Annotated in this window: 20 protein-coding genes; 12 read left to right on the top strand and 8 right to left on the bottom strand. The window is 73.1% G+C overall.

What is annotated here, in order from left to right; translation table 11 throughout:
* Positions 1 to 183 precede the first annotated feature (183 nt).
* The 3 genes from ABID77_RS01690 to ABID77_RS01680 all read left to right on the top strand — a co-directional run bounded on the left by ABID77_RS01690 (position 184) and on the right by ABID77_RS01680 (position 2609).
* The gene (locus tag ABID77_RS01690; RefSeq protein ID WP_429589921.1) at positions 184 to 1077 is read left to right on the top strand and encodes a 2-dehydro-3-deoxygalactonokinase; all 894 of its coding nucleotides are present in this window, start codon (positions 184 to 186) and stop codon (positions 1075 to 1077) included.
* Between the two features lie 75 nt (positions 1078 to 1152).
* A complete protein-coding gene (locus ABID77_RS01685; protein WP_429589918.1) occupies positions 1153 to 1797 on the top strand; it encodes a 2-dehydro-3-deoxy-6-phosphogalactonate aldolase in 645 nt (214 codons plus the stop codon).
* A gap of 17 nt (positions 1798 to 1814) precedes the next feature.
* Positions 1815 to 2609, top strand: a complete 795-nt coding sequence (locus ABID77_RS01680; RefSeq protein ID WP_429593230.1) for an aldolase — start codon at positions 1815 to 1817, stop codon at positions 2607 to 2609.
* 15 nt (positions 2610 to 2624) lie between these two features.
* On the opposite strand, the gene ABID77_RS01675 is transcribed toward ABID77_RS01680, so the two are convergent.
* Both ABID77_RS01675 and ABID77_RS01670 read right to left on the bottom strand, forming a co-directional pair.
* Positions 2625 to 4079 carry an MATE family efflux transporter gene (locus tag ABID77_RS01675; protein WP_429589915.1) on the bottom strand — a complete coding sequence of 485 codons (1455 nt, stop codon included), beginning with the start codon at positions 4077 to 4079 and terminating at the stop codon, positions 2625 to 2627.
* Between the two features lie 16 nt (positions 4080 to 4095).
* A complete protein-coding gene (locus tag ABID77_RS01670; RefSeq protein ID WP_429593227.1) occupies positions 4096 to 4494 on the bottom strand; it encodes a MarR family winged helix-turn-helix transcriptional regulator in 399 nt (132 codons plus the stop codon).
* Between the two features lie 174 nt (positions 4495 to 4668).
* Between ABID77_RS01670 and ABID77_RS01665 the strand changes: the two genes are divergently transcribed.
* From ABID77_RS01665 to ABID77_RS01645, 5 genes are all read left to right on the top strand, one after another.
* A complete protein-coding gene (locus ABID77_RS01665; RefSeq protein WP_429589912.1) occupies positions 4669 to 5235 on the top strand; it encodes a PaaI family thioesterase in 567 nt (188 codons plus the stop codon).
* A gap of 258 nt (positions 5236 to 5493) precedes the next feature.
* The gene (locus tag ABID77_RS01660) at positions 5494 to 6561 is read left to right on the top strand and encodes a Fe(3+) ABC transporter substrate-binding protein (RefSeq protein WP_429589909.1); all 1068 of its coding nucleotides are present in this window, start codon (positions 5494 to 5496) and stop codon (positions 6559 to 6561) included.
* A gap of 11 nt (positions 6562 to 6572) precedes the next feature.
* Positions 6573 to 8270, top strand: coding sequence for an ABC transporter permease (locus ABID77_RS01655; RefSeq protein ID WP_429593224.1), 1698 nt, complete (start codon positions 6573 to 6575; stop codon positions 8268 to 8270).
* Entirely contained in the window at positions 8267 to 8971 is a 705-nt protein-coding gene (locus ABID77_RS01650) for an ABC transporter ATP-binding protein (RefSeq protein WP_429589906.1), read from the top strand. The genes ABID77_RS01655 and ABID77_RS01650 overlap by 4 nt, the downstream gene beginning before the upstream one ends.
* Positions 8972 to 9118: 147 nt before the next feature.
* On the top strand, positions 9119 to 10420 hold the full coding sequence (locus ABID77_RS01645) for an amidohydrolase family protein (protein ID WP_429589903.1): 1302 nt from the start codon (positions 9119 to 9121) through the stop codon (positions 10418 to 10420).
* A 25-nt stretch (positions 10421 to 10445) separates the two neighbouring features.
* Here the strand turns inward: ABID77_RS01645 and ABID77_RS01640 are convergent, their stop codons facing one another.
* Entirely contained in the window at positions 10446 to 11420 is a 975-nt protein-coding gene (locus ABID77_RS01640) for a LysR family transcriptional regulator (protein ID WP_429589900.1), read from the bottom strand.
* A 164-nt stretch (positions 11421 to 11584) separates the two neighbouring features.
* On the opposite strand from ABID77_RS01640, the gene ABID77_RS01635 reads away from it, so the two are divergent.
* On the top strand, positions 11585 to 12748 hold the full coding sequence (locus tag ABID77_RS01635; protein ID WP_429589897.1) for a mandelate racemase/muconate lactonizing enzyme family protein: 1164 nt from the start codon (positions 11585 to 11587) through the stop codon (positions 12746 to 12748).
* A gap of 322 nt (positions 12749 to 13070) precedes the next feature.
* Complete coding sequence (gloA, locus tag ABID77_RS01630; RefSeq protein WP_429589894.1) at positions 13071 to 13481, top strand: lactoylglutathione lyase; 411 nt, start codon at positions 13071 to 13073, stop codon at positions 13479 to 13481.
* Positions 13482 to 13503: 22 nt separating this feature from the next.
* On the opposite strand, the gene ABID77_RS01625 is transcribed toward gloA, so the two are convergent.
* From ABID77_RS01625 to ABID77_RS01605, 5 genes are all read right to left on the bottom strand, one after another.
* A complete protein-coding gene (locus tag ABID77_RS01625) occupies positions 13504 to 14040 on the bottom strand; it encodes a DUF924 family protein (protein ID WP_429589891.1) in 537 nt (178 codons plus the stop codon).
* Positions 14041 to 14144: 104 nt separating this feature from the next.
* Entirely contained in the window at positions 14145 to 14891 is a 747-nt protein-coding gene (locus tag ABID77_RS01620) for a haloacid dehalogenase type II (protein WP_429589888.1), read from the bottom strand.
* A gap of 16 nt (positions 14892 to 14907) precedes the next feature.
* Positions 14908 to 15543 (bottom strand): bifunctional 4-hydroxy-2-oxoglutarate aldolase/2-dehydro-3-deoxy-phosphogluconate aldolase, encoded by a 636-nt coding sequence (gene eda / locus ABID77_RS01615; RefSeq protein ID WP_429589885.1) that lies wholly within the window; start codon positions 15541 to 15543, stop codon positions 14908 to 14910.
* A gap of 43 nt (positions 15544 to 15586) precedes the next feature.
* Entirely contained in the window at positions 15587 to 17437 is a 1851-nt protein-coding gene (gene edd, locus ABID77_RS01610) for a phosphogluconate dehydratase (RefSeq protein WP_429589882.1), read from the bottom strand.
* Between the two features lie 194 nt (positions 17438 to 17631).
* The gene (locus ABID77_RS01605) at positions 17632 to 18555 is read right to left on the bottom strand and encodes a LysR substrate-binding domain-containing protein (RefSeq protein ID WP_429589879.1); all 924 of its coding nucleotides are present in this window, start codon (positions 18553 to 18555) and stop codon (positions 17632 to 17634) included.
* 133 nt (positions 18556 to 18688) lie between these two features.
* On the opposite strand from ABID77_RS01605, the gene ABID77_RS01600 reads away from it, so the two are divergent.
* Positions 18689 to 19438, top strand: coding sequence for an SDR family NAD(P)-dependent oxidoreductase (locus ABID77_RS01600; protein WP_429589876.1), 750 nt, complete (start codon positions 18689 to 18691; stop codon positions 19436 to 19438).
* Between the two features lie 133 nt (positions 19439 to 19571).
* The gene (locus ABID77_RS01595) at positions 19572 to 20549 is read left to right on the top strand and encodes a TRAP transporter substrate-binding protein (protein WP_429589873.1); all 978 of its coding nucleotides are present in this window, start codon (positions 19572 to 19574) and stop codon (positions 20547 to 20549) included.
* The last annotated feature ends 7 nt before the right edge of the window (positions 20550 to 20556 follow it).

The raw sequence follows: 20556 nt of genomic DNA, 5'->3' as shown, positions 1-20556 counted from the left end.
GCACCGGGACTCGGGGCCCGGGCGCCCCGCCGGCGGCAAAAACCCCCGGCACGCCGGGGGTTCGTCCACTTATCATATGACCATTGAAATCGGCTTCCGGCAGCACAAACCCTGCCGCCGGCGCATCCCGCCGGACCCGGCCGCACCCCCCTTGCAGACATCTCCACGAGGACATTTCCTGACATGACACTGGTCGCGGTCGATTGGGGCACGAGTTCGCTGCGCGGCGCGCTGCTGGACGACGGCGGACGCATCATCGAGGAGCGCGCCGCGCCGCGCGGCATCCTCACGGTGGACGCCGGCGGTTTCCAGGCGCTGTTCGAGGAACTGTTCGGCGACTGGATGCGCGCCGCGCCGGACACGCGCTGCCTGATCTCGGGCATGGCGGGCAGCCGGCAGGGCTGGATCGAGGCGCCCTACTGCGCGTGCCCGGCGAGCCTGGCCGACGTCGCGGCGCACGTGGTGCCGGTCGAGCCCGGCCGCATCGCGATGGTGCCGGGCCTGAGCGTCGAGAACGACGGCGTGCCCGACGTCATGCGCGGCGAGGAGGTGCAGCTCTTCGGCGCCATGGCGCTCACCGGCCGGCGCGACGGCGTCTTCGTCCTGCCCGGCACGCACAACAAGTGGGTGCGCGTGGCCGACGGCCGCGTCGCGGGCTTCCGCACCTTCATGACGGGCGAGTTCTACGCCCTGCTCGCCATGCAGTCGATCCTGGCGCGCACGCTCGACGCCGCCGCGCCGCTCGACGAGGCCGCCTTCGGGCAGGGCGTGGCGCGCGCGGGCGACGGCCACGGGCTGCTGCACAACGCCTTCGGCGCCCGCACGCTGGCGCTGTTCGACCGCATGGGCGCGGCGCCGCTGGCGAGCTACCTCTCGGGCCTGCTGATCGGCGAGGAACTGCGCACGCAGGCGCTCGACGCCGACGCCGAGGTCGTGCTGATCGGCTCGCCGGCGCTGACGCGGCGCTATGCGCTGGCGCTGGGCGCGAACGGCGTCGCGAGCCGCGCGCTGGGCGCCGAGGCGACCTGGGCCGGCCTTCACGCCCTGCACGGCATGGCCGCGTCCGCCGGAGCCTGAGACGCCCTGCGACACCGCCCTTCCGGGCACCTCCTCATCCGCCACGACCCCAACACCGCATCCAACGAGACCGACATGACGTCCACCCCCCACGACACCTTCGAAGCCGCGCTGCGGCAGCTCCCGCTGGTTGCGATCCTGCGCGGCCTGACGCCGGCCGAGGCGCCCGCCATCGGCGACGCGCTGGTCGAGGCCGGCTTCCGGCTGCTGGAGGTGCCGCTCAATTCGCCCGATCCGCTCGCGAGCATCGCCCTGCTGCGCGCGCGCTGCGCGGGTGCGCTGGTGGGCGCCGGCACGGTGTTGACCGCGCGGCAGGTGAACGAGGTGCGCGACGCCGGCGGCGAACTGATCGTCTCGCCCAACTTCGACGCCGCCGTCGTCGCCGAGACGAAGCGCCTGGGCCTGGTGAGCCTGCCGGGCGTGGCGACGCCGAGCGAGGCCTTCGGCGCGCTGGCGGCCGGCGCGAGCGGCCTGAAGCTGTTCCCGGCCGAGGCCGCCTCGCCCGCCGTTGTCAAGGCCTGGCTGGCGGTGCTGCCCCGGGGCACGCCGCTGATGCCCGTCGGCGGCATCGCGCCGCAGAACATGGACGCCTGGCGGGCCGCCGGCGCCACCGGCTTCGGCATCGGCTCGGCGCTCTACAAGCCCGGCAAGAGCGCCGAGGCCGTGGCCGAGGACGCGCGCGCCTTCGTCGCCGCCTGGCACGGCGCCGCGCGCGCCTGAGGAGCACGCGCATGGACATGACCATACCGAACATCGCGACCACGACCGAGATCGCGACCGACAGCACCGACGCCGCCGCCCGGTACGCGAGCCCCGCCGTCCGCCGACTGCGCGAGGACCTCGCGCTGGCCTTGCGCGCGGCGGCGCACCACGGTCTGTCCGAGGGCGTGTGCAACCATTTCAGCGTGGCGGTGCCCGGCGACGTCGAGCGCTACCTCATCAACCCGCGCGGCCTGCACTGGAGCGAGATCGGCGCCGACGACATCGTGCTGATCGACGTGCGCGGCGAGGTGCTGGCCGGCCGCCACCGCGTGGAGCCGACCGCCCTCTTCATCCACGGCGCGGTGCACCGCATCGCCGGCCACGCGGTGGTGCTGCACGTGCACGCGCCCTACGCCACCGCGCTCACGCTCACCGCCGACCGCGCGCTCGATCCCACGCTGAGCCAGAACGCGATGCGCTACATGGGCCGCATCGCCATCGACGACACCTACAACGGCCTGGCGCTCGACGACGCCGAGGGCGAACGCATCGCCCGCGCCATGGCCGGCAAGGACGTGGCCTTCCTGGCCAACCACGGCGTGCTGGTGGCCGGCGCGACGCTGGCCCATGCCTACGACGACCTCTACTACCTGGAACGCGCCTGCCTGCACCAGGTCATCGCGCAGTCCACCGGCCGGCCGCTGGCGCCGGTCGATGCCGCGCTGGCCGCGCGCGTGGCGGCGCAGGTGCAGGGGGAGCGCGAACAGTCGGACCTGTTCTTCGAGGCGCTGCGGCGCCTGCTGCCGGCGCCGACGGCGCCGTCCACCTGAGCGCGGCCGACGCGCTCAGGACCCCGCCGGCCGCAGCCGCCGCAGCAGCCCGGTCGGCGTGCGCGGCCAGCCCACGCGCCCGAACCACGCCCCACCGGCGATGGCCGACGCGATGACCACGCCGTACACCACCAGCGCCGCGCCCTGCGCGACGAAGACGTGCACCAGCTCGCCGCTCCAGCGCAGCGCCAACCAGCCGCCGAGGCCCGCCACCGCCAGCCGCGCCAGGTTGCCCAGCACCGGCCACAGCAGCCGGCCCGCGCCCTGCGAGGCGAAGTACAGCACCAGGCCGACGCCGAAGAAGCCGTAGAACGGGCCGACCGCGCGCAGGTACTGCGATCCGGTCTCCAGCATCGCCGGGTCGCTGCCGAACAGCAGCAGCCAGGGCCGTGGGAATAGCGCCGCCGCGATGCCGATGGCCTCGGTCATGACGAAGGCGAGACCGGCGCCGGTCCAGGCCGCGCGCAGGGCCCGCTCGCGCTGGCCGGCACCGATGCAGGTGCCCACCATCGCCACCAGCGGCGCGCCCAGGCCGAAGACCAGCGGCACCAGCAGGTATTCCAGCCGCGACGCCGTGCCGTAGCCGGCGATGGCCCCGGCGCCGAAATGCCCCGACAGCGCCGTCGCGATGCCGATCGACAGGTTGGTCGCCACCGTCGAGACGGCGCCGATCAGCCCGACGCGCAGGATGTCGCGGAACAGCGCCCAACGCAGCCGCACGCCCGCGACCGCCAGCCGCAGCAGGCTGCGCGGCGAGCGCAGGTAGGCCGCCAGTGCCAGCGTGCCGCCGAGGTAGTAGATCAGCAGGGCCAGCGCCCCGCCCGCGATGCCCAGTCCCGGCAGCGGCCCCCAGCCGAAGATCAGCAAGGGCGACAGCGGCACCAGCAGCACCACGCCGGCCACCGTGACGTTGGCCGGCACGGCCATGTTGCCGGTGCCGCGGATCACCGCCGCCAGCGCGTTGAACAGCCACACCAGCACCGCGCCGGCGAAGACCCAGTGCGAGTAGGTCAGCGCGGCCTCCAGCGCGGCGCCGTCGCCGCCCATCAGCGCGTAGAGCCAGCGCCCGCCCAGGAGCAGCGCCGCCGTGAAGGCGAGGCCGAAACCCAACGCGATGACCAGCGCGTGCACCACCAGCGCGTCGGCGGTGTCGCGCCGCCCCGCGCCCAGCGCCCGCGCGATGGCCGAGGCGATGCCGCCGCCCATCGCGCCGGCCGAGGTCATCTGCATGAGCATCACGATCGGGAACACCAGCGCCATGCCGGCGAGCGCGTCGGTGCCCAGCCTGCCGACAAAGTAGGTCTCCACCAGGCCGACGGCCGCCTGCGCGACCATCACCAGCACGTTGGGCGCGGCCAGCCGCAGCAGCGTCGGCACGATCGGCGCCTCCAGCAGGCGCCGGGTGCGCGGGTCGATGGCGGGAGCGCCGGTGCCGGCGTTCGCGCGGGTCGGGGTGGGGATGGCGGTCATGCGGTGGGCTCCTCGTTCAGTCGTCGGCCGCCGGCGCGTCGCCGCCCAGCAGCTGCATCGAATCGTCGATCAGCGCGTGCAGCGCGAGCACGCGCTCCAGGCCGAGCTGCGCGTTGAGCCGCTCCTGCGCGGCCTTCCAGTGCTTCTGGCCCTCGCGCCGCTTGGCGATGCCCTCCGGCGTGATCTGCACGAGGCGGCTGCGCGCGTCGTCGCCGGCCACCAGGCTCAGCCAGCCGGCGGCGATCAGCGGCTGCAGGTTGCGGCTGAGCGTGGAGGCGGTCATCTTCATCGCCGCGGCCAGGTCGACCGGACGCAGCGGACCGAGCTTGAGCACGTGCGACAGGAGCGAGTACTGCGTCGTCTTCAGGCCGCTGTGCGCGAGCTCGGTGTCGTAGTGCTGCGAGACGCGGCGCATGAACTGGCGCACCTTGAAGCTGGTGCAGCCCTGCGGCTGAGAGGGAACGGCGGTGGCGTCGGGGGCCGGTGCGGGCGCGGCCGGCGCAGCGGCGGGAGGTGTCTCTCGGGTGATGGCCATGCGGCTCATTGTATCTACAATCGTTGCATATGCAATTCAATGGAGACTTCCAGCATGACCGATGAGAGGACCGACGACGACGGTGGCGCCCGCACCCTGGAACGCTGGCTGGCCGAGGAGCGCGAGGTGGTCGCGCGACTCGATGCCGGCCCCGGCCCGGGCCTCGCGCGGCCCGAGGACATCGCCGGCCGGAGCGGCCTCGACGTCATGCGCGCCATGCTTGAGGGCACCCTGCCCTACGCCGCCATCGCCCGCACGCTCGACTTCACCATCATGGAAGTGGCCGACGGCCGCGCCGTGTTCCAGGGCACGCCGCTGGAGCGGCACCTCAACCCGCTGGGCACCGTCCACGGCGGCTGGATCGCGACCCTGCTCGACTCGGCCCTGGGCTGTTCGATCCACACCCGGCTGCCGGCCGGGCGCGGCTACACGACGGCGGAGCTGGGCGTGAACTACGTCAAGGCCGTGACGCCCCGCGTGGCGCGTGTGCGCGCCGAGGGCCGGGTGATCCACTGCGGCAAGCAGCTGGCCACCGCCGAGGCGCGGGTGGTCGGCGCCGACGGCACGCTGTACGCGCACGCGACGACCACCTGCCTGGTGTTCGAGCTGCGGCGGCCGTGAGGCGAGTTTCCAAGTCTTTTCCCGTTCCTGGGTTTCACTTGGAAATCACGCGCCTGCATCGCCATGCCTGATCGCCGAGCGACCGGCTCGAACAGCGCGTCAGAGCGGCGCAAGCCGGGGAACGATCGAACTCGCGTCAATGGCTGGCCCGACCGCAAGGGCAATCCATCGCGGTCGCCCGACCCCCGTTGATAATGATTCTCATCGGCTTGGCCGATCCGCATCGTTTCGATCACAACACCCCGGAGGATCTTTCCCATGACCGACCGCCCTCGCGCGACCGGCCGCACAACGCGCGCCCTCACCCGCCTCGCCACCTCCGTCGGCATCGCCGTCGCCGCGCTGTCGGCCGCGACGGCCGCGCAGGCGGCCGACGAGCTCACGCTCTACACCACGCGCGAGCCGGGCCTGATCCAGCCGCTGCTCGCGGCCTTCACGGCGACGACGAAGGTGCAGGTGAACACGGTGTTCGTGAAGGATGGCCTGCTCGAGCGCGTCAGGGCCGAGGGCGCGCGCTCGCCGGCCGACGTGCTGATGACGGTGGACGTGGGCAACCTGCTCGACCTGGTCGAGGGCGGCGTGACGCAGCCGGTGACATCCGCCGCGCTGGCGTCGGCCGTGCCGGCCAACCTGCGCGGCGCCGACGGCCAGTGGTTCGCCCTGTCGATGCGCGCCCGCGTGCTCTACGCCGACAAGGCCCTGAAGCTCGGCGCCGTGCGCTACGAGGACCTCGCCGACCCGAAGTGGAAGGGCAAGGTCTGCATCCGCGCCGGCCAGCATCCCTACAACACCGCGCTGGTCGCCGCGCTCATCGCGCACGACGGCGAGGCGAAGACCGAGCAGTGGCTGCGCGGCGTCAAGGCCAACCTGGCGCGCAAGGCGACCGGCGGCGACCGCGACGTGGCGCGCGACATCCTCGGCGGCATCTGCGACGTCGGCCTGGCCAACTCCTACTACGTCGGCCAGATGAAGGCGTCCAAGGAAGGCACCGACGCGCGCCGCTGGGGCGACGCCATCCAGGTGGTGCGACCGACCTTCGCCAACGGCGGCGGCACGCACGTCAACATCAGCGGCGCGGCGGTGGCGAAGAACGCGCCGCAGCGCGCCAACGCGGTGAAGCTGCTCGAATTCCTGGTCTCGGCGCCGGCGCAGGAGCTCTATGCCCAGGCCAACTACGAGTACCCGGTGCGCAAGGGCGTCGCGCTCGATCCCATCATCGGCCAGGCCATCGGCGAGCTGAAGGTCGACGCCCTGCCGCTCGCCGAGATCGCCAAGCACCGCAAGCAGGCCAGCGTGCTGGTCGACAAGGTCGGCTTCGACCGTTGAGGCCCGTGGCGATGCGCGCGGCCGGCCCGCTCTGGCGGGCCGCCACGCTCCTGATCGCGCTGGGCGTGCTCGCGCCGGTGGCGACGCTCGCCGTGCTGGCGCTGCGCGCCGACGCCTCGCACTGGTCGCACCTGTTCGCCCACGTGCTGCCCGACGCGGCCTGGAACACGGCCGTGCTGCTCGCGGGCGTGGGCGCCGTGGTGCTGGCGATCGGGGTCGGCTGCGCCTGGCTGGTGAGCACCTGCGACTTCCCCGGCCGGCGCGTGCTGCACTGGGCGCTGCTGCTGCCGCTGGCCATGCCGACCTACATCGTCGCCTTCGCCTACCTCGACCTGCTCCACCCCATCGGCCCGGTGCAGGGCGCGCTGCGCTGGATGCTGGGCCACGACAGCCCGCGCGACTTCCGCCTGCCCGACCTGCGCTCGATGGGCGGCGCCGTCCTCGTGCTGGGCAGCGTGCTCTACCCGTACGTCTACCTGACGACGCGCGCCATGTTCATGACGCAGCCGGCGCACCTGATGGAGGCCGCCCGTACCCTGGGCGCGAGCCGCTGGGGCGCCTTCTGGCGGGTGGCGCTGCCGCTCGCGCGCCCGGCCATCGCCGTCGGCCTGAGCCTGGCGCTGCTGGAGACGCTCAACGACATCGGCGCCTCCGAATTCCTGGGCGTCAACACCCTGACGGTGGCGGTCTACACGACCTGGATCACGCGCTCGGACCTGGCCGGCGCGGCGCAGATCGCCTGCGCGATGCTGTTCGCGGTGACGGCGCTGGTGCTGCTGGAGCGCCACGGACGGCGGCACCAGCGCTTCGGCTCGGCGCAGCGCATGCGGGCCATCCAGCCCCGGCGCCTGCACGGCGCGGCCGGCTGGGCGGCCACGGCGGCGGCGGCGCTGCCGGTGCTGGTCGGCTTCGCCGCGCCGGCGGCCTACCTGGTCTGGGAGACCACGAAGCGCCTGCGCCAGGGCGGCGGCGTCTCGCCGGGGCTGGTGACCAGCCTGGGCAACACGGTCGCGCTGGCGCTGGGCGTCACGACGGTGGCGGTGGCGGCCGGACTGGTGGTGGCGTGGACCGCGCGCGGCACCGGCTCGACGCCCGGCCGGGCGCGCTGGCAGGCCCGCGCGGCGACGCTCGGCTACGCGCTGCCGGGCACGGTGCTGGCCATCGGCCTGCTCACGCCCGCGCTGGCCTTCGACGCCGGCCTGGCCGGCTGGCTGGGCCTGCCCGGCCTGCCGCTGATGGGCGCGGGCGTGGTGCTGGTCGCGGCCTGCACGATCCGCTTCCTGGCGATGCCCGTGGGCGGCATCGAGGCGGGCCTGGCGCGCATCCCGCCGTCGCTGGAGCAGGCCGCGCGCCTGCTGGGCGAGGACGCCGGCGGCGCGCTGCGCCGCGTCCACCTGCCGCTGCTGCGGCCGGCCCTGGCGGCGAGCGCGCTGCTGGTGTTCGTCGACGCCATGAAGGAACTGCCCGCCACGCTGCTGCTGCGCCCGGCCAACTTCGACACCCTGGCGACCTGGCTCTACGCCGAGGCCGCGCGCGGCACCTACGAGGAAGGCGCCATCGCCGCGCTGGCCATCGTGGCCGCCGGGCTGGCGCCGGTGCTGCTGCTCGCCCGCGCGCAGTTCGCGACGCCCGCGTCCCCCGGCACGCCCGTCGCCCCGGGAACAGCGGCCGATCCATCCTCCCCGTTTCCCCTGCCTCTCCATCCATGACGCCCACGCCACCGGGCACCGCCGCCCTGCACCTGGAATCCGTGCGCATCGCCTACGACGGCGCGCGCGGATCGCACGCCGTCGTCGACGGCTTCTCGCTCGCGCTCGACGCCGGGCGCATCGCCTGCCTGCTGGGTCCCTCGGGCTGCGGCAAGACGACCGTGCTGCGCGCCATCGCCGGCTTCGAGCCGGTGCGCGCCGGCCGCATCGCCCTGGGCGATCGGACGCTGTCCTCGCCCGCGGTCCACGTGCCGCCGGAGCGCCGCCGCGTCGGCATGATGTTCCAGGAGTACGCCCTGTTCCCGCACCTGAGCGCGGCGCAGAACGTCGCCTTCGGCCTGCGCCGGCTGCCGCGCGCGGCGCAGGCGGCGCGCACGGCCGAGCTGCTGGCGTTGGTCGGGCTGCCCGACGCGGGCGGGCGGCATCCGCACGAACTCTCCGGCGGCCAGCAGCAGCGCATCGCGCTGGCCCGCGCGCTGGCGCCCTCGCCCGCGCTGCTGCTGCTCGACGAGCCCTTCTCCAACCTCGACGCCGACACGCGCGAGCGCCTGACCGCCGAGGTCCGCGCCATCCTGCGCGCGGCCGGCCAGACCGCGCTGCTGGTCACCCACAACCAGGCCGAGGCCCGCGCCATGGCCGACCACGTCGGCGTGATGCACGGCGGGCGGCTGGCGCGGTGGGACGCGGTCGAGCATCGCTGAGACGGCCCGTCGCGCGGACGGCGGCGCCGCGCGGTCCACCGGCCACCGCCCGAGGGGGTTGACCCGCATTGCGGGATCGGCCGGCGCGCGCTCGAATGGCCGACCCGCATTCCGCACCACCCCAACCGCCGCAGGAGACCGCGCAGCATGAGCCCGTTCACGAGAAGAGACTTCCTGGCCGGCGGCGGCGCCCTGGCCGCGACCGGTGCCCTCGGCGCCCTCGGCGCGCTGCCCGCCCCGGCCCGCGCCGCGATGGGTCCGGACGACAAGTTCGACCTGCTGCTGCGCAACGCCGATGTGCTCGACCCGAGCCAGAACCTGCGGGGCCGGCGCGACATCGGCATCCGCTTCGGCGCCATCGAGGCGGTCGAGGCCCGCATCGCCCCGGAGCGCGCGACGCGGGTGATGGACGCCGGCGGCAAGCTGGTCACGCCGGGTCTCATCGACCTGCACGCCCACACCTACCCCTACGGCTCGGCCATCGGCATCCCGGCCGACGAGCTGATCGCGCACCAGGGCACGACCACCGTCGTGTCGGCGGGCGACGCGGGCGCCAACAACATCGCGGCCTGGCGGCGCTTCGTGGTGCCGGGCGGGCGCACGCGCCAGTTCGCCTTCGTGCACATCGCGGTGGCCGGTCTGGCGGGCTTTCCGGTGCCCGAGCTCTACAACATCGACTACGCGCAGGTGGAGGCGACGGCGCGCGCCGTCGCCGAGAACGCCGACATCGTGCTGGGCGTGAAGGTGCGCATGAGCGAGAACGTCATCGCGCGCCACGGCGCCGAGCCGCTGCGGCGCGCGATCCAGGCCTGCCGGGCCTCGGGCGTGCCGGCGCGGGTGATGGCGCACATCGGCGGCGTGTCCGATCGCGCGCTGATGTCGCAGATCCTCGACCTGCTGCGTCCCGGCGACATCCTGACGCACGCCTACTCGGGCGCGCCGAACCTCGCGGGCGAGTTCACCAACATCGTCCAGGACGGCCGCCTGCTGCCGGCGGCCCTGGCGGCCAAGCAGCGCGGCGTGGTCTTCGACGTCGGCCACGGCGGCGGCAGCTTCGACTACACGGTGGCCGAGGCCGCGATCGCGCAGGGCGCGCCGCCCGACACCATTTCCTCGGACGTCCACGTCTTCTCCGCCAACACGCCCGGCCAGCCCTATCTGCCGTGGGTGATGAGCAAGTTCCTGCACCTGGGCTACTCGCTCTCCGAGGTGGTGGCGATGGCCACCGTGGCGCCGGCCCGCGTCATCGGGCGCATCCCGAAGCTGGGCACGCTGCAGGTCGGCGCGCCGGCGGACCTGTCGATCCTCGACCTGGTCGAGGGTCCCGTCGCCTTCGTCGACACGCGCGACAACCGGCGCGAGGGCCGGGCGTTCCTGCGGCCGGTGGCGACCATCACCGGCGGCGTCGCGAACGGGCGCCCCTACCAGGCGCCGTTCTCGGTACGCTGAACTCCGGCGGTCCCGCGCGGCGGCGTCAGGACGGCGCGACCGTCGCGCCGTTCCCGCCGCCTTCGACCAGCGCCCACAGCGCCTCGGCGGCGGTCGTCATCGGCGTCGGCTGGCGGTAGAGCCGGATCTCCACCGGCACCCGGCCCGCGCCCGCGCCGGCATCGACCAGCATGCCGCCGCGCAGGTCCTCGGCGATCAGGCTCGACGGCAGCCAAGCCACGCCGCGCCCTTCGAGCGCCAGGGTGCGCAGCAGCACGGCGTGGTGGGCGGTGAAGACGACTGCCAGCGACGCCGGGTCGACGATGCCGGTGGCGGCGTCGCCGCGCGCGTGCGCCGCGCGCAGGCAGGCGCCGACGATGCGGCCGAGCCCCGAGGCCTCGCCGTAGGCCAGCATCGGCGGCGGCGCGGTGGCGTCGCCCAACCGGTGCAGCGGCATGCCGTCGGCGCCGGGCGCGGCCACCGGCACCAGCACGTCGTCGCTCAGGCGCCGCATCGGGTAGTGGCCGCCGTCGAGCCGGCCGGGCACGTCCGGATGGCCGTGGCACAGCACGAACTGCACGCGCCGCTGCGCCATCAGGTCCTCGCAGGCGCGCGAGCTGTCCGACAGGGTCTGGATCGGGCCGAGCCGCAGCTGGGCCTCGAGGCCGCCGAGCCAGCGCGGGAAGAAGGTCAGCGAGAGCGCGTGCGTGGCCGCGAAGCTCAGGCTGGAGGCGGCCAGTTCGTGCGCGGCGCGGGCCTCGACGCGCGCGGCCTGCAGCCCGGCGAGCGTCGCCTGCAGCAGCGGGTGGAAGCGCCGGCCGGCCGCCGTCAGGGTCGCCGGGTGGGCGCTGCGGTCGAACAGGTCGACGCCGACCCACTCCTCCAGCGCGCGGATGTGGCGGCTGAAGGCCGGCTGGGCGATGGCGCGGGCCTGCGCGGCGCGCGAGAAGTTGCCGGTCTCGGCCAGGGCCAGGAAGTCTTCCAGCCAGTCGAGGTCGAGGGGACGGTTGCCGGGGCCCATGCGCGTTCGCCTTGCCTGAATGGTTCTATGCGATTGGAGTATTGGACGGCGGCCGGCCCGGCGGGAAAAGATGCGGGCGTCGTCCGGTCGCCGGACGTCGTTCCATGCGGATTATCACGAACCCCTTCCCTCTTCCGCCCACCCACCACCGACCCCGACCGCCCATGAAAATCGTCGACATCCTCGAATCCACCCGCCCGATCAAGTCGGACATCCGCAACGCCTACATCGACTTCTCGAAGATGACGCTGAGCCTCGTGGCCGTCGTCACCGACGTGATCCGCGACGGCCGGCCCGTCGTCGGCTACGGCTTCAATTCCAACGGCCGCTACGGCCAGGGCGGCCTGATCCGCGAGCGCTTCCTGCCGCGCCTGCTGGAGGCCGAGCCCGCGTCGCTCCTCGACGCGACCGGCGAGAACCTCGATCCCCACAAGATCTGGGCGCGCATGATGATCAACGAGAAGCCCGGCGGCCACGGCGAGCGCTCGGTGGCCGTGGGCACCATCGACATGGCCGTCTGGGACGCCGTCGCCAAGATCGCCGGCCAGCCCCTCTACCAGCTGCTGGCCGAGCGCTACGGCACCGGCACCCCGAACCCGCGCGTGTTCGTCTACGCCGCCGGCGGCTACTACTACCCCGGCAAGGGCGTCGAGGGCCTGCAGCGCGAGATGACCAGCTACCTGGAGCGCGGCTACTCGGTGGTCAAGATGAAGATCGGCGGCGCCTCGCTGGCCGAGGACTGCGAGCGCATCGAGTCGGTGCTGAGGATCCTCGGCCCCGACCAGCAGCTCGCCGTCGACGCCAACGGCCGCTTCGACCTGCAGACCGCCATCGACTACGGCCGCGCCATGGCCCAGTACCCGCTCTTCTGGTACGAGGAGGCCGGCGACCCGCTCGACTACGAACTGCAGGCCAAGCTCGGCGAGGTGTATGCCGGCCCGATGGCCACGGGCGAGAACCTGTTCTCCATGCAGGACGCGCGCAACCTGATCCGCCACGGCGGCATGCGGCCCGACCGCGACTGGCTGCAGTTCGACTGCGCGCTGAGCTACGGCCTGGTCGAGTACCTGCGCACGCTGGACATGCTCAAGGAGCATGGCTGGTCGCCCGCCCGCTGCATCCCGCACGGCGGCCACCAGATGTCGCTGGCCATCGCGGCCGGCCTCGGGCTGGGCGGCAACGAGAGCTATCCGGACCTGTTCCAGCCCTATGGCGGCTTCCCCGACGGCGTGAAGGTGCAGGACGGATACGTCACGCTGCCGCCGCTGCCGGGCATCGGCTTCGAGGGCAAGGCCGATCTCATCGCGGAGATGAGGTCACTCGGCTGACCCCCAGTCTTCGCGCACTGCGTGTCGCTTCGCCAACCCCCTTCCAGGGGGCGACACCGGCGGCCCGGCGGAGCCGGTTCCGCGGTGTCCTGGGCTCAACCCCCAGGCTTGCTCGCTTCGCGTAGCAGCGCCAACCCCCTTCCAGGGGGCGACACCGGCGGCCCGGCGGAGCCGGTTCCGCGGTGTCCTTGGCTCTCCTCCCGTCTGTTTCTCGGCGTTGGATGGAGCGTGTGGTCTATGGATGGAGGCCGTGCGGCGGGGCGGCGGCTGCGCCGACAATGCCCGGCCCACCATTCCACGCCCGGCCCCACGGGCTTTCGCCATGAGACTCCTCCACACCATGCTGCGCGTCGGCGACCTCCAGCGCTCGATCGACTTCTACACCCGCGTGCTCGGCATGAAGGTGCTGCGCACCTCCGAGAACCCCGAGTACAAGTACAGCCTGGCCTTCGTCGGCTTCGAGGGCAACCCGGCCCAGGCCGAGATCGAGCTGACCTACAACTGGGGCACCGACGCCTACGAACTCGGCACCGCCTACGGCCACATCGCGCTGGGCATGCCCGACATCTACGCCGCCTGCGAGAAGATCCGTGCCGCCGGCGGCGAGATCTCGCGCGAGCCCGGCCCGGTCAAGGGCGGCACCACCGTCATCGCCTTCGTGACGGACCCGGACGGCTACAAGATCGAATTGATCCAGCGCGACGAGGGCGCGGCCGGCGGCGGACTGCGCTGAGTCTTCTCCTTCCTCGAAGCGCCTAGAAGCTCGACCCCGGCGTCTCCAGGAACGCCAGTTCCTCCGCGCTCGACGTCCGCCCCAGGATCGCGTTGCGATGCGGATAGCGCCCGAAGCGGTCCACGATCGCCTTGTGGCGCCGCTCGAAGTCCAGGTTGTCCTGGATGCCCAGCGCGGCGAACAGGCGCTCCGCCTCCTTGTGAACGATCCGAGATTCGCTGTGCATGTAGGGCATGTACAGGAAGACGCGGCGCTCCGGCGGCAGCGCCGTGTCGTGACCGGCCGCGACGGCCTCCTGTGCCAGGACCAGCGCCATCGGGTCGGCCGCGAACGCCTCCGGCGTGCCGCGATGGATGTTGCGCGAGAACTGGTCGAGCACGATCACCTCGGCCAGCCGACCTGCCGGATCCTTCCTCCAGCCGAAGAGTTCGCCCCGCACCGCCGCGGCGTGCAGCGCGCCGAAGCGGCGCGCGATCGTGGCGTCGAAGGCCGGGTCGACCTTCCACCATTGGGCGGGCGTGATCTCGTCGAACCAGAATTTCAGGATGTCGTCGGGCATGGAGAGGTCTTTCGAGGAATGAGGAACGATGGCGGGACGTGCCATGCGCGAGCGGCCGGAGCGAACGCCGCGGGTGCCGCTCGACCGGCGGCCGGTCCCGGTGGTCAGCAACCCAGCAGGTCCGCCAGCACCCCGATGTCCCGCGCGTGCAGGTCGTTGCCCGCCTGCGGCGACACGTCCTTGATTCGCCCGGCGCCGAACTCGCGCGGCCGCTCGATATAGGCCGTGCGCAGGCCGCAGCCGCGCGCGGCGGCCAGGTCGTCGTGGTGGGCCGCGGCCAGCATCACCCGTCGCGGCGCGACGTCGAACACCGAGGCCACGCCCAGGTAGGTGCGCGGGTCGGGCTTGTAGGCCTGGAAGACCTCGGCCGACAGCACGCAGTCCCAGGGCAGCCCGGCGCGCTTGGCCATGGCGGCGAGCAGGGCGATGTTGCCGTTGGACAGCGGGCAGATCGTGTAGCGACGCTTCAGGCGCGCCAGTCCCGCGACGGCGTCCGGCCAGGCCGGCAGGCGGTGCCAGGCGCGGTTGAGGTCGCGCCGCGCGGCGTCGTCGAGGCGCCCGTCGGCGCCGAAGTCGCGCAGCACGCCGTCGAGGATGCGCAGGTGCAGGTCGTCGAGCCGCACGAAGCCGCCCTCGCCCGCCGCGAGGGCCGCCATGACGCCGCGCATGGCGGGCTGGTAGCCGGCGCGCCAGGCCAATGCGAAGGCGCCGCCGTCGATGCCCGGCAATGCGCGCTCGGCCTCGGCGGCGATGCCGCCGTGCCAGTCGACCACCGTGCCGAAGACGTCGAAGGCGATGACGTCGATGCCGGCCGGGTCGAAGTCGGATCGGGCGGTGTCTGCGGGGTCCATGAGGGATGCCGACCGATCAGCGCGCGAGCTGAGACGCGTCGCGCGCCAGCTGCTCGATGCGGCCCCAGTCGCCGGCCTGGATGGCGTCGGTCGGCACGATCCACGAGCCGCCCACGCAGGCCACGTTCGACAGCGCCAGGAACTCCGGCGCGTTGCCCAGGTGGATGCCGCCGGTCGGGCAGAAGGTGACGTCGCCGAACGGGCCCTGCCACGCCTTGAGCATGGCCAGGCCGCCGGCCTGCACGGCGGGGAAGAACTTCAGCTGCTGGTAGCCGTCCTCCTGCGCCATCATGATCTCGCCGCCGGTCGCCACCCCGGGCAGCAGCGGCAGGCCCAGGTCGTGGCAGGCCTTGCCCACCGAACGGGTGTAGCCCGGGCTGACGCCGAACCTCGCGCCCGCCAGCGCCGAGGCCTGCGCGTCGGCCGCCGTGCGGATCGTGCCCGCGCCGGCGACGGCCTCGGGCACTTCCCTGGCGATGGCCTCGATGCACTGCAGCGCCTGCGGCGTGCGCAGGGTCACCTCCAGCATGCGGATGCCGCCGGCCACCAGCGCACGCGCCAGCGGCACGGCATGCGCCACGTCGTTGAGCACGATCACCGGGATCACCGGGGCGTCGCGCATCACCTCGAGGGCGGTCAAAGGATTCGTCATGTCGTTGCTCCGTCGTTGTTTCGTTGTGCGTGCGGGGGCGGGCTCAGAGCCAGGTGCAGGCGCCCTCTTCGGCGGTCAGTGCGTTGCGGCGCATGCCGGCGAACAGCTCGCGGCCCAGGCCGCGGCCGTCGGCGAAGCGCTGCGCGTCGGTCATGGCCGCGTGCTCGCGGGCAACCCATTCGTCCTCGGGGATCAGCACGGCCAGCGTGCCTTCGATCGAATCGAGCCGGATGAGGTCGCCGTCGCGCACCTTGGCCAGCGGGCCGCCGGCGGCGGCCTCGGGCGAGACGTGGATGGCCGCGGGCACCTTGCCCGAGGCGCCGCTCATGCGCCCGTCGGTCACCAGCGCCACGCGGAAGCCCTTGCCCTGCAGCACCGACAGCGGCGGCGTGAGCTTGTGCAGCTCGGGCATGCCGTTGGCGCGCGGACCCTGCCAGCGCACCACGCAGACCACGTCGCGGTCGAGTTCGCCGGCGGCGAAGGCCTTCTGCAGCGCCGCCTGCGAGTCGAACACGCGCGCCGGCGCCTCGACCACGTGGCGGTCGTCGGGCACCGAGGACACCTTGATCACGCTGCGCCCCAGGTTGCCCTTGAGCAGCTTGAGCCCGCCGCTGGCGCTGAAGGGCGCCGACACCGGCCGCGCCACGGCCTCGTCCTTCGACGGCGCGGCGCCGTGCCAGGTCAGCACGTGCTCGGCCGAGGCGTCGCCGCCCGCGGCGAGCACCGGCACGTTCGCGAACTCGGCGATGCCGCCGGCGCGCACGGTCAGCACGTCGCCGTGCATCAGGCCGGCGCCGACGAGTTCGCCGATGACGAAGCCCGGACCGCCCGCGTTCTGGAAGGCGTTGACGTCGGCGCTGCCGTTGGGATAGACCCGCGTGAGCAGCGGCACCACGTCGGAGAGGTCGGAGAAGTCGTTCCAGTCGATCAGGATGCCGGCCGCGCGGGCCACGGCGACCCAGTGGATCAGGTGGTTGGTCGAACCGCCGGTGGCCAGCAGCGCGACCATGGCGTTGACGATGCAGCGCTCGTCGACCACCTCGCCGATCGGCGGGCAGCGGAAGGACGGGTCGGCGTCCGAAGCGCGGCCGAGCACCGTGCGCACGGCCTCGCGCGTGAGCGCCTCGCGCATCGAGTCGCCGGGCTGGATGAAGGCGGCGCCGGGGACGTGCAGGCCCATCGCCTCGAGCAGCATCTGGTTGCTGTTGGCCGTGCCGTAGAAGGTGCAGGTGCCGGGCGCGTGGTAGGCGGCCATCTCGGCGTCCATCAGGCCCTCGCGGCCGACCAGGCCCTGCGCGGCCTGCTCGCGCACCTTGGCCTTGGCGCTGTTGGACAGGCCCGAGGGCATCGGCCCGGCCGGCACGAACACGGTGGGCAGGTGGCCGAAGTGCAGCGCGCCGATCAGCAGGCCCGGCACGATCTTGTCGCACACGCCCAGCATCAGCGCGGCGTCGAACATGTCGTGCGTGAGCGCCACGGCCGTGCCCATGGCGATGGTGTCGCGGCTGAACAGGCTGAGTTCCATGCCGGGCGTGCCCTGCGTCACGCCGTCGCACATGGCCGGCACGCCGCCGGCGACCTGCGCCGTGGCGCCCAGGCGGCGCGCCTCGTGCTTGAGGATGTCGGGATAGCCCTGGTAGGGCACGTGGGCCGAGAGCATGTCGTTGTAGGCCGTGACGATGCCGATGTTGGGCGCGCGCTCGGCGACGATGCGCAGCTTGTCGTTGGCCGGCACGCCGGCCACGGCATGCGCCACGTTGGCGCAGCCCATGCGGTCGGAGCCGCGGTCGCGCCGGGCCATCTCGGCGATCTGGTGCAGGTAGCTCTCGCGACCGGGACGGCTGCGCTCGCGGATGCGGTCGGTGACGCGGCTGACGGTGGGGTGGGTGGTCATGGGGTCTCTCTCTGCTCTCTGGGGAGTGCCGCCGGGCAGCCCCGGCTTCGGGGGAGCACTATCGTATCAAGCGTCCGCCGGAAAAGCCCGTCGATCCGCACCCTCCGGCGACGCTCCGAGGCAATTCGCCGACGGCGGGCGCAAGGCGGTATGCGGGACGTGCAGCGGCGTATCGGAACGCCGGCGCCGGTGCTTCACCGGGCCGGTCGCGGTGCCGGCCCGGCCAGCGGATCGGGCATGGCCCGGGCCTGGTCGAGCAGCCATTCCAGGAAGGCCTCGACCTCGGGCCGCTTGCCGTGCCGGGGCGGATAGACCACGAAGTGGCCCTGGATCGTCAGCGCGCGGGCCGGATCGAACAGCGGGACCAGCCGGCCGTCGGCGAGGTGGCTGGCGGCGATGGTGCTGCTCTCCAGCGCCACGCCCAGGCCCTGCACGGCGGCGTCGAGCGCGAGCTGGGCGCGGTCGAAGCGCAGCGCGAAGCGCTCCGGCGCCTGCCGCACGCCCTGCGCGCCCAGCCAGTCGCCCCACTGCAGCACGCCGATGGTGCTCTGGATCAGGGGCGCGGCCAGCAGGTCGGCGGCCTCGCCGATGGCGTGGCGCGCGACGAAGGCCGGGCTCGCCAGCGGCAGGATGCGCTCGTCGAACAGCGGGCGCACCACCAGCGCCGGCCACTGCGGGATGCCGTAGCGGATGTCGAGGTCGACCTGCCCGAGCGCGAAGTCGCTGTGGACGTGCGAGACCGACAGGAACAGCGAGACGTCCGGCCGCGTGCGCGCGAAGTCGGCCAGGCGGGGCATCAGCCACAGGCTCGCGAAGCTCGGGCTGGCGTGCACGTAGAGACTGTTGCGCCCGCCCTGGCGCAGGTCGTCGGTGGCCGCGCCGATGGCGGCCAGCGCGCCGCCCACGCGCCGCAGGTAACCCTCGCCCGCCGTGCTCAGCTGCACGCCCTGCGTGCTGCGGTCGAACAGCCGCACGCTCAGGAAGGCCTCGAGCCGGGCGATCTGGTGGCTGACGGCCGAGGCCGTGAGATGGAGCTCGGCGGCCGCCAGCGCGAAGCTGCGTCGCCGCGCCACGGCCTCGAAGGCGAGCAGGGTCGTCAGGGGCGGCAGCTGGGCCATGGCATGTTGCGCCGCGTCATGACGGCGTGTCAGCAAGGCCTGAAATCTTATCGCTTGTCCTCAGGTCGTCGACTCCCAAGAATCCGTTCCGCACCGCCGATCCACGGCGGGATTCCAAGAAGGAGACGAACGTATGTTGCTCAAGGACAGAGTCGCCCTGGTCACCGGAGGCGCCGGCCTCAACGGATTGGGTTTCGCCACCGCGCGCATGATGGCCGAACAGGGCGCGCGCGTGGTCATCGCCGACCTGGAGCGCGCCGACCCGGCCGGCGCCGCGGCCCGGCTCGGCGCCCACCACCTAGGCGTGGTCGCCGACGTCACCGACCGCGCCTCGTGCGACGCCGCCGTCGCCGCCGCGCTGGCGCGGTGCGGGCGCATCGACATCCTGGTGAACAACGCCGGCATCACGCAGCCGCGCAAGGTCGCCGACATCACCGGCGCCGACTACGACGCCGTGCTCGACGTCAGCCTGCGCGGCACGCTCTACATGTCGCAGGCGGTGCTGCCGGCCATGCGCTCGGCGCGCTCGGGCTCGATCGTGTGCATCTCCTCGGTGTCGGCCCAGCGCGGCGGCGGTATCCTGGGCGGCCCGCACTACTCGGCGGCCAAGGCCGGCGTGCTGGGCCTGGCGCGCGCCATGGCGCGCGAGTGCGGCATCGACGGCGTGCGCGTCAACTGCGTCACGCCGGGGCTGATCGCCACCGACATCAACAAGGGCCTGATCCCCGACGACCGCATGCGCGGCATCCTCGACCAGATCCCGCTCGACCGCATCGGCGAGCCGGCGGACGTGGCCGGCTGCGTCGTCTTCCTGGCCAGCGACCTGGCCAAGTACTGCACCGGCGTCACGCTCGACGTCAACGGCGGCATGCTCATCCACTGAAGCCCGCCCGCGCCCCGGACGCCGCGCGGGGCCGCCCGGCGGCGGTCCGACGGGTCCGACGAACGCGACGAACGCGACGAACGCGACACGAGACAACGCCGTGCCAAGACGCGGCAACTTCCGGAGACACACCATGCAACGCAGATTCCTGGCCCTGGCCGCCCTGGCACTGGGCGCCGCCACGCTGACGGCCGCCCAGGCCCAGACCACCAAGCTCACGCTCGGCCACGGCGCCGCGCCGGGCAATCCGCGCCACGAGGCGGCGGTGAAGTTCGCCGACACCGTCAAGGCCAAGACCGGCGGGCGCTACGAGGTGCAGGTGGCGCACTCCTCCCAGCTGGGCGACGACGCGGCGATGGTCACGGCATTGCGCTCGGGCACGCTGGACATGTCGGCCAACAGCCAGGGCGCGGTCGCCAACGTGGTGCCGGAGTACGCGGCGCTCGGCCTGCCCTTCCTGTTCAACGACATCCAGAGCGCCTGGAAGCTGCTCGACGGCCCGGTCGGCGAGGAGCTCGCCAAGCGCACCGCCGCCAAGGGCATGGTGGTGCTGGGCTACTGGGACAACGGCATCCGCCACGTGACCAACAGCAAGCGGCCGATCAAGGCACCGGCCGACCTCAAGGGCCTGAAGGTGCGCACCCCGCCCGACGCCATGACCATGGACATCATGCAGACGCTGGGCGCCGACGCGCAGCAGATCAAGTTCTCCGAGCTGTACGTGGCGCTGCAGCAGGGCGTGGTCGACGGCCAGGAGAACCCGCTGACCAACATCGTCTCGGCCAAGCTCTACGAGGTGCAGAAGTACCTCTCGCTGACCGGCCACAAGTACGAGACCAACCCCTTCCTGATGAGCAAGCGCGCCTGGGATCGGCTCTCCGAGGCCGACCGCAAGGCGTTCCAGGAAGCCGCGACCGAGGCCACCGCGCTGCAGCGCCAGCTCTCGCGCGAGGCCGACGAGAAGCTCGCCGCCGAGCTCAAGGCCAAGGGCATCCAGATCGAGACGGTCGACCGCCAGGCCTTCGTCGCGGCGACGCGGCCGGTCTACGACAAGTGGGCCGCCGGCGCCACCGGCGACTTCGTCAAGCGCGTCGTCCAGCAGGCCAAGTGAGGGAGGC

The organism is Variovorax sp. PvP013 (assembly GCF_050435945.1).
Classification (GTDB): domain Bacteria; phylum Pseudomonadota; class Gammaproteobacteria; order Burkholderiales; family Burkholderiaceae_C; genus Variovorax.
The sequence above is the reverse complement of the archived record's forward strand: the minus strand, read 5'-3'. Positions and strand labels throughout refer to the sequence as shown.

What these genes read in the sequence shown, in the direction of transcription:
- ABID77_RS01605 (WP_429589879.1), bottom strand. Translation starts at nt 18,555, where the DNA reads ATGGCCCAGCTGCCGCCCCTGACGACCCTGCTCGCCTTCGAGGCCGTG.
- ABID77_RS01620 (WP_429589888.1), bottom strand. Translation starts at nt 14,891, where the DNA reads ATGGACCCCGCAGACACCGCCCGATCCGACTTCGACCCGGCCGGCATC.
- ABID77_RS01645 (WP_429589903.1), top strand. Translation starts at nt 9,119, where the DNA reads ATGAGCCCGTTCACGAGAAGAGACTTCCTGGCCGGCGGCGGCGCCCTG.
- ABID77_RS01655 (WP_429593224.1), top strand. Translation starts at nt 6,573, where the DNA reads ATGCGCGCGGCCGGCCCGCTCTGGCGGGCCGCCACGCTCCTGATCGCG.
- eda (WP_429589885.1), bottom strand. Translation starts at nt 15,543, where the DNA reads ATGACGAATCCTTTGACCGCCCTCGAGGTGATGCGCGACGCCCCGGTG.
- ABID77_RS01670 (WP_429593227.1), bottom strand. Translation starts at nt 4,494, where the DNA reads ATGCGCCGCGTCTCGCAGCACTACGACACCGAGCTCGCGCACAGCGGC.
- ABID77_RS01640 (WP_429589900.1), bottom strand. Translation starts at nt 11,420, where the DNA reads ATGGGCCCCGGCAACCGTCCCCTCGACCTCGACTGGCTGGAAGACTTC.
- gloA (WP_429589894.1), top strand. Translation starts at nt 13,071, where the DNA reads ATGAGACTCCTCCACACCATGCTGCGCGTCGGCGACCTCCAGCGCTCG.
- ABID77_RS01685 (WP_429589918.1), top strand. Translation starts at nt 1,153, where the DNA reads ATGACGTCCACCCCCCACGACACCTTCGAAGCCGCGCTGCGGCAGCTC.
- ABID77_RS01675 (WP_429589915.1), bottom strand. Translation starts at nt 4,079, where the DNA reads ATGACCGCCATCCCCACCCCGACCCGCGCGAACGCCGGCACCGGCGCT.
- ABID77_RS01635 (WP_429589897.1), top strand. Translation starts at nt 11,585, where the DNA reads ATGAAAATCGTCGACATCCTCGAATCCACCCGCCCGATCAAGTCGGAC.
- ABID77_RS01660 (WP_429589909.1), top strand. Translation starts at nt 5,494, where the DNA reads ATGACCGACCGCCCTCGCGCGACCGGCCGCACAACGCGCGCCCTCACC.
- ABID77_RS01600 (WP_429589876.1), top strand. Translation starts at nt 18,689, where the DNA reads ATGTTGCTCAAGGACAGAGTCGCCCTGGTCACCGGAGGCGCCGGCCTC.
- ABID77_RS01595 (WP_429589873.1), top strand. Translation starts at nt 19,572, where the DNA reads ATGCAACGCAGATTCCTGGCCCTGGCCGCCCTGGCACTGGGCGCCGCC.
- ABID77_RS01625 (WP_429589891.1), bottom strand. Translation starts at nt 14,040, where the DNA reads ATGCCCGACGACATCCTGAAATTCTGGTTCGACGAGATCACGCCCGCC.
- edd (WP_429589882.1), bottom strand. Translation starts at nt 17,437, where the DNA reads ATGACCACCCACCCCACCGTCAGCCGCGTCACCGACCGCATCCGCGAG.
- ABID77_RS01665 (WP_429589912.1), top strand. Translation starts at nt 4,669, where the DNA reads ATGACCGATGAGAGGACCGACGACGACGGTGGCGCCCGCACCCTGGAA.
- ABID77_RS01650 (WP_429589906.1), top strand. Translation starts at nt 8,267, where the DNA reads ATGACGCCCACGCCACCGGGCACCGCCGCCCTGCACCTGGAATCCGTG.
- ABID77_RS01680 (WP_429593230.1), top strand. Translation starts at nt 1,815, where the DNA reads ATGACCATACCGAACATCGCGACCACGACCGAGATCGCGACCGACAGC.
- ABID77_RS01690 (WP_429589921.1), top strand. Translation starts at nt 184, where the DNA reads ATGACACTGGTCGCGGTCGATTGGGGCACGAGTTCGCTGCGCGGCGCG.